The sequence below is a fragment of the Actinomyces timonensis genome (assembly GCF_040702965.1).
GTDB lineage: Bacteria > Actinomycetota > Actinomycetes > Actinomycetales > Actinomycetaceae > Actinomyces > Actinomyces timonensis_A.
The window spans coordinates 2,163,132-2,178,439 of sequence record NZ_CP159989.1; the positions used below are offsets into that span (position 1 = coordinate 2,163,132).

11 protein-coding genes and 1 pseudogene are annotated in these 15,308 nt (G+C 71.4%); 6 read left to right on the forward strand and 6 right to left on the reverse strand.

Annotated elements, in window-relative coordinates; all coding sequences use genetic code 11:
• Positions 1-6 precede the first annotated feature (6 nt).
• Complete coding sequence (locus ABXS69_RS09385) at positions 7-2,385, forward strand: hypothetical protein (protein ID WP_366180397.1); 2,379 nt, start codon at positions 7-9, stop codon at positions 2,383-2,385.
• 108 nt (positions 2,386-2,493) lie between these two features.
• Here ABXS69_RS09385 and ABXS69_RS09390 read toward each other — a convergent pair whose 3' ends face one another.
• Positions 2,494-2,787, reverse strand: coding sequence for a hypothetical protein (locus ABXS69_RS09390; RefSeq protein WP_366180398.1), 294 nt, complete (start codon positions 2,785-2,787; stop codon positions 2,494-2,496).
• Between the two features lie 360 nt (positions 2,788-3,147).
• On the opposite strand from ABXS69_RS09390, the gene ABXS69_RS09395 reads away from it, so the two are divergent.
• Entirely contained in the window at positions 3,148-4,404 is a 1,257-nt protein-coding gene (locus ABXS69_RS09395; RefSeq protein ID WP_366180399.1) for a DUF4143 domain-containing protein, read from the forward strand.
• Positions 4,405-4,478: 74 nt separating this feature from the next.
• Here the strand turns inward: ABXS69_RS09395 and hpt are convergent, their stop codons facing one another.
• From hpt to dacB, 3 genes are all read right to left on the reverse strand, one after another.
• The gene (gene hpt / locus ABXS69_RS09400) at positions 4,479-5,033 is read right to left on the reverse strand and encodes a hypoxanthine phosphoribosyltransferase (protein WP_366180400.1); all 555 of its coding nucleotides are present in this window, start codon (positions 5,031-5,033) and stop codon (positions 4,479-4,481) included.
• Positions 5,034-5,236: 203 nt separating this feature from the next.
• Entirely contained in the window at positions 5,237-6,355 is a 1,119-nt protein-coding gene (locus ABXS69_RS09405; protein ID WP_366180401.1) for a zinc-dependent metalloprotease, read from the reverse strand.
• A 71-nt stretch (positions 6,356-6,426) separates the two neighbouring features.
• The gene (dacB, locus tag ABXS69_RS09410) at positions 6,427-7,827 is read right to left on the reverse strand and encodes a D-alanyl-D-alanine carboxypeptidase/D-alanyl-D-alanine-endopeptidase (protein WP_366180402.1); all 1,401 of its coding nucleotides are present in this window, start codon (positions 7,825-7,827) and stop codon (positions 6,427-6,429) included.
• A 206-nt stretch (positions 7,828-8,033) separates the two neighbouring features.
• On the opposite strand from dacB, the gene ABXS69_RS09415 reads away from it, so the two are divergent.
• A complete protein-coding gene (locus ABXS69_RS09415; RefSeq protein ID WP_366180403.1) occupies positions 8,034-8,525 on the forward strand; it encodes an inorganic diphosphatase in 492 nt (163 codons plus the stop codon).
• Between the two features lie 99 nt (positions 8,526-8,624).
• On the opposite strand, the gene ABXS69_RS09420 is transcribed toward ABXS69_RS09415, so the two are convergent.
• Positions 8,625-10,076, reverse strand: a complete 1,452-nt coding sequence (locus tag ABXS69_RS09420) for a C40 family peptidase (protein ID WP_366180404.1) — start codon at positions 10,074-10,076, stop codon at positions 8,625-8,627.
• 423 nt (positions 10,077-10,499) lie between these two features.
• Here ABXS69_RS09420 and ABXS69_RS09425 point away from each other — a divergent pair, with 423 nt between their 5' ends.
• The 3 genes and pseudogenes from ABXS69_RS09425 to ABXS69_RS09435 all read left to right on the forward strand — a co-directional run bounded on the left by ABXS69_RS09425 (position 10,500) and on the right by ABXS69_RS09435 (position 14,351).
• The gene (locus ABXS69_RS09425) at positions 10,500-11,840 is read left to right on the forward strand and encodes a PLP-dependent transferase (protein ID WP_366180405.1); all 1,341 of its coding nucleotides are present in this window, start codon (positions 10,500-10,502) and stop codon (positions 11,838-11,840) included.
• A gap of 27 nt (positions 11,841-11,867) precedes the next feature.
• Positions 11,868-13,128 (forward strand): annotated as a pseudogene (locus ABXS69_RS09430) (homoserine O-acetyltransferase).
• 161 nt (positions 13,129-13,289) lie between these two features.
• A complete protein-coding gene (locus tag ABXS69_RS09435) occupies positions 13,290-14,351 on the forward strand; it encodes an alpha/beta hydrolase (RefSeq protein WP_366181588.1) in 1,062 nt (353 codons plus the stop codon).
• A 151-nt stretch (positions 14,352-14,502) separates the two neighbouring features.
• Here the strand turns inward: ABXS69_RS09435 and ABXS69_RS09440 are convergent, their stop codons facing one another.
• Positions 14,503-15,114: a zinc transporter gene (locus ABXS69_RS09440; RefSeq protein ID WP_366180406.1), complete on the reverse strand. Its 612-nt coding sequence runs from the start codon at positions 15,112-15,114 to the stop codon at positions 14,503-14,505.
• Between the last annotated feature and the right edge of the window lie 194 nt (positions 15,115-15,308).

Sequence of the window (15,308 nt, forward strand, 5' to 3'; positions counted from 1 at the left end):
AGCCCCATGCCCAGTCCTTCATGGCATCACGCCTACAACGGCATTCCGACGCTCCGAGAAAGGACTCTAGGGACGGAGGAGCGCTTCGCCGGAGACCGTGCGCCCTCCGGGCACGATCTCCTCCAGCCGAAGGACCTCTCCGGCGAGATGGACATATCCATCACTGTCGCCTCGCCCACCGTCCCCGGCCAGCGCGCCAAGGACGGGCGGGTGGTCGTCGCCTCACGCGCAGGGGCCGTGGACGGCGCCAGGGACTGGGATGACGCCACCATTCCCGTCACAGCGCTCAAGGGGGCGCTGTCGTCCGCCTACGAGGCGGTGACCGCCTCCCGGATGCGGGTCTTCTCAGGACACGACCGCGTGCTGACGCACCGCCGCACGCCCCAGGAGTCCACCACCCTCTATCCCGTCTTCCTCGTCCCAGCACCTGTCGATCGTGAGGGAACAGGGCTGCGCGCACGCATCATGCTCGGGAAGAACCCGAGACCCGAGCAGGGGAGGTGGAACCACCCGAAGTACGTGTGCGCCGTCGTTCTTCCCGACTCCGAGAAGTCCCGTACGGCCCTGTACGACAAGTCAGGCAGGTTCATGTATGCCGGGGCGGCCAAGGAGAAGAAGCGGAGGCTCGTCGGCTCAACGTCGGAGGGCGTACGCGCGCGTCTGGGCCAGCTGCGCGTTGCCACTCCTCACCTGTCGAGGATCAGCTTCAGTGCGCAGGAGGAGAAGTTCTACTCCTCCAGACGCCTGATACTCGCATCAGTCAACGGCGAGCGTTTCTGCGGAACCGTCAGCAACCAGGGGAAGGCGGAAAGCAGCTCATTCACCGGCTACGTGGTTCGCCTGACCCCGAGTGACTCCGCTCCCCTCATCGACACCAAGCTCAACGAGTTCATTTTCTTCGACACGAAGAAGAACAGGACGCATCGGAGCGTGTCCTCTCAGGTGCTCGACCATCTCGTTGAGATCCTCCACAGCTACCTGGAGAACATCCGCCTGCTCACGCGCCAGGAGTCGCGCCGGAGAGCACAGGGCCCGTCCGAGGACTCGAAGACCCGGGCATCCGACGCTCCCCGGACCTGGCTCATCGACTCCATCCTGTCGAATGGGGGACCCGGCCTCGAGGCGGACCGTCCGGCGATCGAGCAGCACATCAGAGCGCTGGCTGCCGCGGAGCCGGGTGTTCCGCTCTTCGCCTCACTCTCCGACGACGGCGAGATCACCGGACTATATGTCTCCCAGGTCGGGCGGCGTGTGGGAGCAGGCGCGGTCGCCCCGTCCACCCTCGCTGAGTCCGGTGGGATCTCACCGGCACGCGACTACGCACAGGCCTCTCCGGCGGATCGGGTGTGGGGCTTCGTCGCCGACGAGAAGCTGGAAGCGCAGGGGCAGGCGGCAGCGGTGCACGGTCGCATCACGATCCATCCGATTGTTCCCACCCGCCAGCCGGAGGGTATTGGTTGGCTCAGGCTCCCCAAGGACGGCAGCACGGGATGGGTCCTCCCGACCTTGGCGAGCCCGAAGCCGGCGACGGGTGCTCCCTACCTGCATACGAAAAATGGCGCTCCGTTACCGGAGGAAGCAACTCGTGGCGAGACCTACACGAGCGGTCAGCGCCTCATCCGGAAGGTCTACCCGTCTCACAGGAGGTTCATCGGCCAACAGGTGGGCCGCGTGCCAGGAACGACGTCGCTCTCGGATCGGCCCGAGGTAGGGCAGAGCGCCGTCGGCTCCTACCTCGCCCCGGGGGCGCGATTCACCGCGAGTATCAGCTTCGAGGGGCTGACCGAGGAGGAGCTGGCGATCCTCGTGTGGCTGCTCACTCCGGAGCGACTCGTGCCCCGCGGCGAGAAGCGCGCATCCCAGGGGCAGCCTGTCGCCGGATTTCACCGCCTGGGCTTCGGTAAGCCTCTGGGGCTGGGCATGGTCGAGATCCGAGCGACCGATGTCGTTGCGCGTACCGGCGCCGAGATGGCGGAGTTGTACTGCGACCTGACGGGATGTCTTGGTGCGGGTACGTCCAGGACGAGCTCTGATGACGACGGGCAGCGCCGGGTGGAGTCGTGCCTCGACGCGCTTCCCGAGGACTTCGAGTCGCGTCCGGCCGTGCAGGCCTTCGTCCGCGCCGCCTTCGGGTGGGAGGACGGTGCCGCTGTCCGCTACCCGGACGCGCATCTTCCGGTCGGCGAGGATATCTCCCCGATCACGGCATGGTTCAAGGCGCGGGAGGAGAACCGCGTCAAGCACCAGTCAGAACCGAGTAGTTGCCCCGTGGACTCCCGGTTCCACCTGCCGGGGCTCGTGGACTCCGATGCGCCCCGTTCCTCGGGGCGGCGCGGGAAGCGGCGCCGATCTCGCGGAAGGAGGCGCAAAGCCGGGCCGAAGTAGCCCGAAGGAGAAGCCTCAGGTGCTCGACGATCCTCTCGGCGTCCGAGGACTGCGCATGCCGCGCGGATGGCGCGAAGAGCCCCTCACAACGGCTTGGACGGGTGTGGCTCACCACAGTCCGGTGTAGAGGCCGGCGTCGCGCAGCTGGGTGAGGCGGTGGATGGCGTCGTCGTTTCCGAGTCCGTTGCGGTAGGCGTACACGTTGGCGGAGAAGACGAGGTCGACCGTGCGGCTGATGGCGTCGAGGACTGCGCGCTCAACAACGCGGTCGCGAATACTGGGAATGCTGAGTGTCCGAGCGCCCTCACCACGGGTCTTGGGGATGCCGTGTCGCAACAGCGGGGCCGGCCGGTAGGCGACCTCACGCAGTTCGGTACTCAGCTCCGTGAAAGTCTCCTCCAAGCGGGCGGCGGTCGCGGCGGCCCGGGTATGCGACAGGCCGCCCCGGAGCGAGTTCGCGTGGCACCTTCTGCCCCCGGCGCCCGGACCCGCAGCATCGCTACGAGATCCGCACACCGCATGGTCCGTCCACCTCCTCTCCCCCACGGTCGTCACCTCACGCAGGCAGCACCTGCCAGCCCTCACCGCCGCCTCGCTCGCCACATGCCCGGTTGATTCGACGCCACATCACGGGTTGACAGGGCGCCACATGCCCGGTTGAATCGACGCCATCTGACGGATCGACCCACCACAGCGCACACCCACCTATGGTTCGTGCCCCGTGCCACCCAGCCGCCCCACCACCCGAGGAGGGAGCACCCCATGACGCGCTACCTCGCCCGCGTCGCCGACCGCCTCGTCGACGACGCCCTGAGCTACTCCGGCGGCATCCTCCTCGAAGGCGTGCGCGCCTGCGGCAAGACCATGACCGGACGCGTGCACGCCTCCTCCGAGATCGCCCTCGACTCCGGCCTGCCGCAGGTCCGAGCGGCGATGGACGTCAACCCGGGCCTCCTGCTCGACGGTGCCGTGCCACGGCTCATCGACGAGTGGCAGATCGAGCCGTCCCTGTGGAACATCGCGCGCCGGGAGATCGACCGGCGCCAGAGCCCCGGACAGTTCATTCTCACCGGCTCCTCCGTTCCCGCCGAGGACGCCTCCCGGCACAGCGGCGCCCACCGCATCACACGAGTCCGCATGCGACCGATGACCCTTGTCGAGCGCGGCCGGGGCGCCGGCACCGTCTCCCTCAAGAGCCTCTTCGCCGGCGAGGAGCCCGCCGCCGACCTGGACCCGGGCGGCGGTCTGCAGGAGGCGCTCGACGACCTCGTCCACGGCGGGTGGCCCGCCGACATCCCACTGACGACGCAGCAGGCCCAGCGCCACCTGCGCGACTACGTCCACGACGTCATCACCATCGACGTCGGCCGTCTCGACGGCGAGCCCCGCAGGGACCCGGTGCGGATGGCCGCGCTCCTGCGCTCCCTCGCACGCCACGTGGGTACCGAGGCCAGCTACGCGACGATCGCCGCGGACACCGCGTCGGCCTCACTGACCGCGGAGACCGCGGTCGCCTACGTCAGCGCCCTCCAGCGCCTCTTCCTCATCGAGCCCCAGCCCGCCTGGAGACCCCACCTGCGATCGCGCTACGCCGTGCGCACCAGTCCCAAGATCCACCTCGTCGACCCCGCCCTGGCAGCGGCCCTCACAGGCGCCTCCACCGCCAGGCTCATGCAGGACCTCCAGACCGCAGGGCAGTGGTTCGAGTCGCAGGCCGTCATGCACCTGCAGGTCTTCGCCGAGGCACTGGGCGGACAGGTCTACCACTACCGGGACAAGTCCGGCCGCGAGGCCGACGCCGTCGTCGAGCTACCCGACGGACGGTGGGGTCTCGTCGAGGTCAAGCTCGGGCAGCGGCAGGTCCCCGCCGCCAGGGACTCGCTCGCGGCCGTGGCCGCGGGTATCGACGAGACGCGAACCGGCACCCCCGCCTTCCAGGCCGTCATCACGGCCGACGGCCCGACGATGACGCTGGCGCCCGGCGTCGTCACCTTCCCCCTGCGGGCCCTGGGGGCCTGAGCGGCCTCCCGAGCCACTTACTGAGCCCGGTGCGCGCGCCGGGCCCGGCTCGTGCCAGCCCTCTGCCGCCGGGCTCAGCCCTCGTAGACCTCGGGGCGCAGGGTGGCGATGAAGGGCAGGTTGCGGTAGCGCTCGGCGTAGTCGAGGCCGTAGCCGACGACGAACTCATTGGGGATGTCGAAGCCCACGTACTTGACGTCGACCTCCACCTTCATCGCCTCCGGCTTGCGCAGGAGCGTGGCGATCTCCACGCTCGCCGCACCCCTGGAAGACAAGTTCCCCAGCAGCCAGGACAAGGTGAGACCGGAGTCGATGATGTCCTCCACGATGAGCACGTGGCGGCCGGTGAGGTCCGTGTCGAGGTCCTTGAGGATGCGCACGACGCCCGAGGACTTCGTGCCCGAGCCGTAGGACGACACGGCCATCCAGTCCATGGGCGCGCTGCGGCGCAGGCGCCGCGACAGATCCGCCATGACGTACACGGCACCCTTGAGCACGCCCACCAGCAGCAAGTCCTCGCCCGCGTAGTCGGCGTCGATCCTCTCTGCCATGTCATCCAGCCTGCTCTCGATCTCCTCGCGCGAGATCAGCACCTGCTGGAGGTCGGTTCCCATGTCGGCGGCTTCCACGCCCTCATCCTCCCACTCCGCGCCGGTGGTCCGCCCGGGGCCGGGCGACGACGCAGGCCAAGCCTGCCAGATCAGCGCGCCACGAGGCCCGCCCCAGCGGTCCCTTCGCCACCGATCCGTGATCATCCGGCTGGTCGGCGAGCCGATCAGGCGGCGTTGGCGGCGGAGCGAGGCCCACCCCAGCGCCCTCGCCCGGGATCCGCTCAGATCCAGCCGGGCCCGTGGACTCGATGAGTGCCTCCCTCGACCCGCTCCAACCAGGCCTCGGGGCTCCCCAGCTCTGCCGCCGTCGGCAAGGCCCACGGCGACGCCCACGCCCAGTTGAGGCCCTCGTGGCCCGCCCTCTCGACGACGGCCCGCGCGAACCGCGCCGCCCGCGCACTGTCAAGGAGCCGCCCACTGGCGAGGCCGGCGAAAGGGCCGCGCCCATAGGCCTGCCCGATCCCCCGCGCCTCCCCCTGCCCGGGAGGCGGCGCGGGGTCGGCGTCGAGCACCGCCCGGAGCGCATGCGCCGAGGGGACCCGCGCGGGGGTGACGCCGTCGAGGGCGGCCCGCGCGTGCCCCTCCAGGAACGCGAGGGTGGCACGCAGCTCCACCAACCCCGCCAGCCCGGGCTGCCCCGCGGCCTCCCCCGGCTGGGCGGCCCTGGCCACCACGGCGATCCCCGCCACGCGCCCGCCCCGGGGCAGGGCCTCTATGACGGCGCCCAGCGCCTCGCGCAGCCACGCCACCAGGTGGTCGGCGAGCCAGGGCGCCGCGGCGAGCTGGACGGCGTGAACGGCCTCATGCATCGCCACCCAGGTGGCGAGGTCGGCCAGATCGAGGCCGTGGCGGCGCTGGAGGGCGAGGACGTTGGGGGCGACGAGGAGGAGCCGTGGCCGCTCGGCGCCCGGTCCTCCCGTCCGGGCCTCGGCCACCGGCCCCGAACCGTCGGCGCCACCGGCATCAACCGCGGCCGGGATCGCGGGCAGCGCCTGCCCCAGCAAGCGCGTCGAGAGGGCCCCGAGGGCAGCGCCCGCCTCCCATGCGGCGGCCCGGCGAGCCATGGGACCGGCGGGGGGCGCGGGAACGCCGTCGAGGAGCCGGGCCAGGAACCCGGCAGTGGCGCGCACGAGGCCCGCGCGGTCCACGACGAGCACCCGCCCGCTGCCGGCATCCCGGGCCGCCTGGCCCAGCCCCGTCATCTCGCCGACCCGTTCCGGGGCCTGCGCGGCACCGCGCCGCAGCAGCTCCACCACGGCGCTGAGGGAGGCCCGGGGCGCGCGCGGACCGGCTCTCGGCGCCATGGTCCGGGCGGCGATCTCAACGCGGCTCCAGTCCACAAGCCCCCGCGCCGTCGACGGGGCGCCCGCGGGGCCGGGCCCTTCGCGCCGCGTCCACCGCGCAGGCGCCATCAGCTGCCCGCCAGGGGCACCACGAGATCCTCATCCATCGCGGCGCGGGCACCGGCCAGGCCACCGGGGGGGAAGCCGTCGATGATGGCGGAGAAGACCAGGAGGCGGCCGTTGGCGGTCACCACGGTCCCGGCGAGGGAGGCCGTCTGGTCCAGCGAGCCGGTCTTGGCGCGCACGGTCCCGGCGCCGGCCTGGGAGACGAGGCGGTCGTTGAGCGTGCCGTCGAGGGCCGCCACGGGCAGATCGGCGATGAGGACGCGCCCCGCCGTCCCGCCGTCGGGGCCCGCGGCCTTGAGGAGGATGTCGGTGAGCAGGCGGGCCGGGATCTTGTTGCCCTTGGCCAGGCCGGAGCAGTCCTTGAGGGTGGCGCCCTCCATCGAGATCCCATCGGCCGTCAGCTGGGCGGTGACCGCCTCGGTGGCGCCGGCGAAGGTGGTCGGCCTGCCCGCGGCCGCGGCGACGAGCCGGCCCTCGACCTCGGTCATCGTGTTGTCCGAGGTCTTGAGGGACACCCCGAGGATGTCCGCCAGCGGCGCGGAGGACACGGAGGCGAGGTCGGTGGCGCCGTCGGCGGCCCGGCCCCGGGACACTCCCGAGACGGTGATGCCGGCGGCCCGCAGGTGCCTGGCGAAGGCCTGGACGGCGTCGTTGGCGGGGTCAGCGGGATAGGAGCGGGCCGACTCGTGGGACCGCACATTGATCATGATCGGCTGGATCGGCGCGACGAAGGACTGATTGCCGTCCTCCCAGTCACTGGACCACTTCTGGTCCTCGGGGAAGAGGGTGTCGTCGAGGGCGACCGCCACGGAGGTGACGCCCAGGGCCTTGAGGCTCTCAGCGGTGGAGCGGGCGAGGTCCCCCAGTCCCGCGCGTCCGATGACGGCGCTCGGATCGCCCTTGTCCTCGGCCATGAGAACGTCCCCGCCGCCGATGACGGTGACGGTCGGGGTCCCGCCCGAAGCCCCTGAGAGGACGGCGCGGGTGCTCAGCGCGTGGTCCGCCCCGAGGGTGCGCAGCGCGGCCCACGCGGTGAGGAGCTTGTGGGTGGAGGCCGGGGTGAGGGGGGTGCCCTGGCTGGCGCCGGCGATCCGCCGCCCCGTGGCGACGTCGACGACGCTCACGGCGGTGGAGGCACCAGCGGTGCGGGAATCAGCGGCGAGGCTGGCGACGTATCCGGCCACGGCTTCGGCCTCGGGCAGGGGGGCGGAGGAGTCGTAGGGGACGGCGGTGGCGCCCGCGGCGCCGTCGAGGGAGGCCGCGGTGGGGAAGGCCGCGGGGCGGCCCGCGCCGGCGACGGTCAGGGGCCCGGGCACGATGTCGAGGGCGTCGGCGACGCCGTAGTAACCGCCGACGACCAGCAGGGTCGCCGCGGTGAGGGCAGCGGTCGTAATGCGGCGCACGGCTCCTCCGATCTGTCGCCAGGTGGGCTGCTCGATATTGCCGGCGCTTGACAGTCCGCTGGGATGCGGACGGGAGGCGCCGTCGTAGTCCACACTAGTGCCATCGTGGCCAGCCCTCCCAGAGCTGCGCCGCCCCGTCCGCAGCCGCGGGGAGCGCCGGGCCCGCCCGGGATCCCAGCGGATCGCACAAGAGTGAGGAGCACAGCGTGGAGTTCGACGTCACCATCGAGATTCCGAAGGGGAACCGGAACAAGTACGAGATCGACCACGAGACCGGCCGCATCCGCCTCGACCGGATGCTCTTCACGTCCACCCGTTACCCGGACGACTACGGCTTCATCGATGAGACCCTCGGTGAGGACGGCGACCCGCTGGACGCGCTCGTCCTCCTGGAGGAGCCCACTTTCCCCGGCTGCGTCATCCGCTGCCGCGCGCTGGGCATGTTCCGCATGCGCGACGAGAAGGGCGGCGATGACAAGGTGCTGTGCGTGCCCGCGGCGGACCAGCGCGCGTCCTGGCGCACGGATATCGAGGACGTCAGCGAGTTCCACCGCCTGGAGATCCAGCACTTCTTCGAGGTGTACAAGGACCTGGAGCCGGGCAAGAGCGTGGAGGGCGCCCACTGGGTGGGGCGCGACGAGGCAGAGGCCGAGATCCGCCGCTCCTATGAGCGCGAGCAGCGGCACCGCGCCCACTGAGACGGATCCACTCCCCCCCCCTCAACCGAGACCGGTCGAAAATTAGGATCGAGACCGGTCGTAATCACTGACGAGACCGGTCTCGCTCAAAGAGGGGGGTCAGAAGCGGACGACGTAGGGCATGACGCCGGAGTAGCGCATGCCGGTCACGCGCACGGGGACACCGAAGGTCGGGGCCTCGATCATCTGGTCGTCGCCGAGGTAGATCGCCACGTGGTAGATCCCCGACTGCGTCCCGTCCGAGGACCAGAACACGAGGTCGCCGGGCCGGGCCTCATCGATGGGCACATGGGTCCCTTCGCCGTACTGCACCCGCGAGGAGTGCGTGAGATAGACGCCCGCAGCCTGGTAGGACAGCATCACCAAGCCCGAGCAGTCGACGCCGCCATAGCTCTCACCGCCCCAGACGTAGGGCACACCGAGGAAGGTGTACGAGGCGTCGATCGCCGTCTGGGCGACGTCGACAGCGGGGGATGCCGGCTCGGGGGCCGACTCAGGAGCGGACTCCGGCTCGGGCTCCGGGGCCGGCTCAGGCTCCGGAGCCGGCGCCTCCTCGGCAGCCTCGGGGGCAGGAGCGGCCTGCGCGGTAGGCTCCGCCTCGGTCGTGGTCGGCGCGGCCTGCGCGGTGGCGGGCTCCGCCGTCGCCTCGGAGGCCGGGGTCGCCGAAGGAGACTGAGAGGGCGACGCGCCGGGCGTCGGCGGCGCGGTCGGCGCGGGGGGCGTCGAGGCCTGGGCCCGCTTCTCCTCCTCGGCCTTGCGCGCGGCCTCCTCCGCAGCGGTCTTGGCGGCCGCCTCCTCGCGCGCCTGGCGCTCGGACTCGAGGCGGTCCTGGTACTGGGTCTCCAGCTCGACGGTGGTGTTGCGCTGCGTGGCGAGCTGGGAGATGAGGGCCTCCCGCGTGGCCTTAGCGTCGGAGACGGCCGTGGAGGCCTTGCTCACCTCGGCATCGGCCGTGGCCTTGAGATCCTTGGCGTTGGTGGCGGCAGTCTCCTTCTCGGCCACCTTGGCCTGGGCGATGCTCTTCATGTTCTCGGCCACCGCCTGGTGCGCCTCGAAGTTCTGCAGATCAGCGCTGCGGTTCTCGCCCACGCGGGTCAGCGCCACCGAGGTGTCGGTCGCGTCGGCCAGCGACTCGGAGGACAGGTAGGGGGTGAGGGCGTCAAGGGGGTTGCCGCCGTCCTGGTAGGTCTCGACGACGGCGGCGCCGAGGCTGGAGCGGGCGGTCTCGGTGTCCACGGCAGCCTCATCGGCCGCGGTCTGGGCGTCGGCCGCGGCGGTGGTGGCGGCCTTCAGCTCCGCGGCGGCCTCGAGGTAGTCCTCATTGGCGGAGGCGGCCTTGATCCGCGAGGCCTGGAGGTCGGACTTGAGCTGGGCGAGCCGCAGCTCGAGGTCGGCGATCGACGACGACGTCTGGCTCTCCGCCTTCTTCGCCTCGTCGATGTCGTCCTGGTCGACGGTGTCGGCGAGGGCGCTGGGAACCATCGCGACGGCCAGAGCGGTAGCGGCGGCGAAGGCGCGTGCCGCTCGGAACGAACGGTGTCTAGGGCTCACGGATCCTCCAGGGTCTGACATTCCCACGCCATGGGTCGCACGGCGATACACCCGAAACATTAGTCATCACGCGCACCCTTGAGAACACTGACCACTAGTTTCACATTGATAACACCCGCCCCACTCATCTCATAAACCCCGAAATCCCGCGGATCAGCCACCCTCACCCACACCCCAGTGACCTCCCTCACAACTACATATCGTGATCACCCTGTGACCAGGACGGGACCGCGGCACTCCCGCGATCCGGACGCGCTTGCGCGCCGCGCCACCGCCGTGGCACCTTTCGGGGCATGCCCTGCCGCTTCACCCGCCGAATGCATCGCTGACGCGCACGCCGCCACGCCGCCGTCGGCCCACGTGCGCGTCCCAGCCCCACGAGGGCGAGAGCAGACACGCACCGGCACCAGTGAAGGACACCCGATGAGCAACGCGGCGACCGCCCCCGACACCCTCGCCTCCTGGCGGTTCGAGACCCTCCAGGTCCAGGCCGGCCACACCCCCGACTCCGACACCGGCGCCCGCGCGCTGCCGGTCTACCAGACCTCCTCCTTCGTCTTCCCCAGCGCCACCGAGGCGGCCGACCGCTTCTCCCTGGCCTCGCTCGGCCCCATCTACACGCGCCTTAACAACCCGACGAACGCCGCCGTCGCCCAGCGGATCTGCGCCCTGCACGGCGGCGCCGGCGCCCACCTCGTGGCCTCGGGCAGCGCCGCCACCACGCTGACGATCCTCACCCTGGGCGGCGCGGGATCGAGCGTCGTCGCCTCGCCGTCGCTCTACGGCGGAACCGTCAACCTGCTGGCCACCACGCTTCCCCGCCTCGGGATCACCACCCGGTTCGTCGAGGATCCCTCCGACGCCGCCGCGTGGGAGGCGCTGGCCGATGAGACCACCGTGTGCTTCTTCGGCGAGTCCATCCCCAACCCCAAGGGCGACATCCTCGACATCGAGCCCATCGCCGCGGCCGCACACCGCGCGGGGGTGCCGCTCGTCGTCGACAACACGGCGACCTCCCCGTTCCTCACCCGGCCCTTCGAGTGGGGGGCGGATATCGTCGTCGAATCCGCCACGAAGTTCCTGGGCGGGCACGGCTCCTCGATCGCCGGGGTCATCGTCGACGGCGGGAGGTTCGACTACGCCGCCCACGCCGAGCGCTTCCCCGGATTCAACGAGCCCGACCCGTCCTACAACGGCATCGTCTTCGCCCGCGACCTGGGAGTCGGCTCGCCGCTGGGCAACGTGGCCTTCGTCCTCAAGGCGCACGCGCAGGGCCAGCGCGATCTCGGATTCGCCGCGAGCCCGCTCAACGCCTTCCTCATCGCCCAGGGGGTGGAGACGCTCTCGCTGCGCATGGAGCGGCACGTGGACAACGCCCTGGCCGTGGCCCACCACCTGGAGTCCCACCCCGCGGTGAGCCAGGTGCGCTACTCCGGCCTGCCGTCCAGCCCCTACTACGAGCTGCACCGTAAGTACTGCCCGCGCGGCGCCGGGTCGATCCTCACCTTCGACCTCTCAGGCGGCCGAGAGGCCGGGAGCGTCTTCATCGACGCCCTCCAGCTGTTCTCCAACGTGGCCAATATCGGGGACGTGCGCTCCCTGGCCATCCACCCGGCGACGACGACGCACTCGCAGCTCGACGACGCCGGCCTGGCGGCGGCGGGGATCAGCGCGGGGACGGTGCGCCTGAGCATCGGCATCGAGCACATCGACGACATCATCGCCGATCTCGAGCGGGGCTTCGCGGCCCTGGGCCCGCGCTGAGCGCCGACCCCACCCGAGGAGAGCGCCATGACTCAGTCGACCCCGTTCGGCCCCGGCCTGCCCGAGCCCGCCCTTCCGAATCCCGGCCCGCCCGGGCCCGCCTCGTCGGAGCCCGTCACGGCCGGCGTGGGGACGGCCGCCTCCAAGCTCGTCGACCGCAAGGCCGGCTCGCCCACTGGCGCCTGGCGCACCGGGGACGACCCGGGGCACCGCCGCTTCCTGGAGATCGGTGACCTGCCCCTGGAGTCCGGGGAGACCCTGCCGAACACGGTTCTGGCCTTCGAGACCTGGGGGGAGCTGAGCGAGGCGCGTGACAACGCCGTCCTCGTCCTGCACGCCCTGACCGGGGACTCCCACGTCACCGGCGAGCCCGGCCCCGGGCACCCCACCCCCGGCTGGTGGGACAGTCTCGTGGGGCCAGGGCGAGCGATCGACACCGAGCGGTACTTCGTCGTCGCCGCCAATATCCTGGGCGGCTGCCAGGGCTCCACCGGGCCCTCCTCACTGGCCCCGGACGGGCGCCCCTGGGGATCGCGCTTCCCGTGGCTGACCACGCGCGACGCCGTCGCCGCCGAGGCCCGCCTCGCCGACGCCCTGGGGATCGAGGTCTTCCACCTGGTCGTGGGCGCCTCGTTGGGCGGGCACCGCGCCATCGAGTGGGGGGTGGGGCGCCCCGAGCGGGTGCGCAACCTCGCGCTCGTGGCCACCGGCGCCTCGACGACGGCGGACCAGCTCGCCTGGTGCCACCTCCAGGAGCTCGCCATCGTGGGCGATCCCTACTTCTTCGACGGCGACTACTACTCCCACCCGGTGGGGCCGGTGCGCGGGCTGGCACTGGCGCGAGCGATCGCGCACACCACCTACCGAAGCGCCGCCGAGCTCGACGCCCGCTTCGGGCGGGCGCACCAGGGCGCGGAGGACCCCGCCGTCGGCGGGCGCTACCAGGTGGAGTCCTACCTCGATCATCACTCGGGCAAGCTCCTGGCCAGGTTCGACGCCAACACCTACCTCATCGTCACCCATTCGATGATGGTCCATGACGTCGGCACGGGGCGCGGCGGGATCCCGGCGGCCCTGGCGAGGGTCACGGCCCGCGCACTGGTGGTCGACGTGTCCTCCGATCGCCTCTTCCCCACCTGGCAGGCCGATGAGCTTCTCCGAGGGCATCCCGGGCGCGCGGCGCGCGACCATCGACTCCCTTCACGGGCATGATGGCTTCCTCATCGAGGCCGATCAGATGGACGCCGTGCTGCGCGACTTCCTTGAGGGCGCCGAGTCGGGGAGTTGAGAACGGCGGGGAATCGGGGAAGCGGCTCTCACAGGCCCCGCCTTCGGCTAAGCTCATCCCATGAGCCAGTGCCCGCCCAGCGCCGGATCCGGCGGCCCGCCGAGCGCGGGGGCGCCAGCCCCCGGATGGCCGGGACAGCCCCCGTACGCGGCGGGCGCGACATGATCGGGGAGGGAGCCGCCCCCGCCGTGGGCTGGGGCCCCGACCACCTCGGTCCCGGCTTCCAGTCTCGCACCCTGGAGCTGCTGCCCGACGAGGAGGCCGACGGCGCCGTCGCCACCCTGGTGCGGCATGTGCCCGCGGAGGACCCCGGCGCCCTGCCGGGCACGCCCACGACACCCTCCTTCGCCTGGCTCTACCTGCACGGATGGAACGACTACTTCTTCCACACGCACCTGGCGCGGGAGATCTCCCGGCTGGGCGGGGCCTTCTACGCCCTCGACCTTCGCCGCTACGGGCGCTCCTTGCGCGACGGGCAGATGCTCGGCTGGACGACGTCGCTCGACGACTACGACGAGGAGATCGGCCAATCCCTCAGCATTATCCGGGCCGAGCGCGACGAGGGGATCGACGTCATCGGCTATGGGCACTCCACGGGCGGGCTCGTGGCCTCCCTGTGGGCGGACCGCCACCCGGGGGCGCTGCGGGCGCTCATCCTGGCCTCCCCATGGCTGGAGATCCAGGGGGCGGCGCCGGCCAGGCTCCTCGGTCAGCCGGTGCTGCGAGCCCTGGCGCGCCGTGATCCTCGCCGCCCCCTACCGACGCCGAACTTCCCCGCCGAGAAGTGCTTCCGCGTCACCGATGGCTGGGACGAGCGCGACGGGGAGCCGGATCCCGCGTGGGCGAACGACCCGTGGGTGCGCGGCTGGCAGATCAACGACGAGTGGGTCCGCCGGCCCGGTGCGCCGCTCCGGCCCGGATGGCTGCGGGCGATCCTCGCCGGCCAGGCCCGGGTGGCGGCGGGACTCGATATCCGCTGCCCGGTGCTGTCGATGGTGTCGGCGCGCTCGCGCCTGGGGGTCACGTGGACACCGGACTCGCGCCGGACGGACACGGTGATCGACGTCGACGCGACGGCCCGGCGCGCCGTCGCCCTGGGGCCGCTCGTCACCGTGGCGCGCTTCGACGGCGCCGTGCACGACCTCATCCTCTCCGCGCCTCCCGTGCGCGAGCAGGTGCTGGGCGCCATGCGCCGCTGGATGACCGCCTACGTCCTGCGCTGACCTCCCTCCCCGCCCCTCCCCGCCCCGCCTCTCCCCTTTCATCGAGACCGGTCGAAATCAGGGGCGAGACCGGTTGTTGTGAGGAGCGAGACCGGTTGTTGTGAGGGGTGAGGCTGGTTGTTGTTGGGGGTGGGGCTGGTTCGGGGGTGGGTTAGTGGTTGTGGTGGTGTTCGGCGTCGTCGGTGAGGTAGGGGACCAGGCGGCGGATGTTGAAGGGCGGGGAGGTCTGGGTGGTGGTGACGTAGCCGTTGACGGGCTGCCAGTTGGTGGTGCCGGTGGGGCGGTAGCGGGCGGTCCAGGTGGTGGTCAGGGTGACGGTGACGCCGTCGGCGGTGGTGGCGTACAGGTGGGTGGTGGTGTGGTGGGGGTAGGGGTGCCCGGGGTCGGTGGTGGTCGTGGTTGTGGCGTCGCCCCAGTGCCAGGCGTAGGTGGTGGGGGTGGCCTCGACGTCGACGCTGACGCCGCCCACGGTGGTCGATAGTGAGCGGGTGGCGGGGTTGGTGTAGGCGATCAGCGGCATGTGCACCAGGATGGTGCTCCCGGGTGGTTGGAGGGTGATGCCCGGGCCGTCGACGATGAGGGTCGCCACGTCACGGGAGGTCACCACGATCAGCGCCGGGGCCGGGTCGGGGTCGGCCGCGGGTGGCGTGGGGGTTGGTTGGAGGCGGCACGCGACGGTGTTGTCGCCCTGGGTGTCCTGCCCGTCGCAGATGTAGTCGGCCTCCACGGGCCCGGCCTGGGGCTGCCCGGCCGTGACCACCACGCCCTGAGACCCACCCCCACCACCGCCCCCACCGGCCGACGACGAGGGATCGCCTTGGACGAGAACCTCCTCCGCCGTCAACGATTGAGTGACAACAGTGTTTCCGGATCCATAACTGTCTATCTGCCTTACGGTGTCGGCGTCGTTCTTGGATCCCACGCTAGTGGGGAGAGGTGAAGCCAAGAATAAGCAGG

Excerpts from the sequence above, each read along its gene's own strand:
- ABXS69_RS09385 (WP_366180397.1), top strand. The coding sequence starts at position 7 with ATGCCCAGTCCTTCATGGCATCACGCCTACAACGGCATTCCGACGCTC.
- ABXS69_RS09395 (WP_366180399.1), top strand. The coding sequence starts at position 3,148 with ATGACGCGCTACCTCGCCCGCGTCGCCGACCGCCTCGTCGACGACGCC.
- ABXS69_RS09425 (WP_366180405.1), top strand. The coding sequence starts at position 10,500 with ATGAGCAACGCGGCGACCGCCCCCGACACCCTCGCCTCCTGGCGGTTC.
- ABXS69_RS09435 (WP_366181588.1), top strand. The coding sequence starts at position 13,290 with ATGATCGGGGAGGGAGCCGCCCCCGCCGTGGGCTGGGGCCCCGACCAC.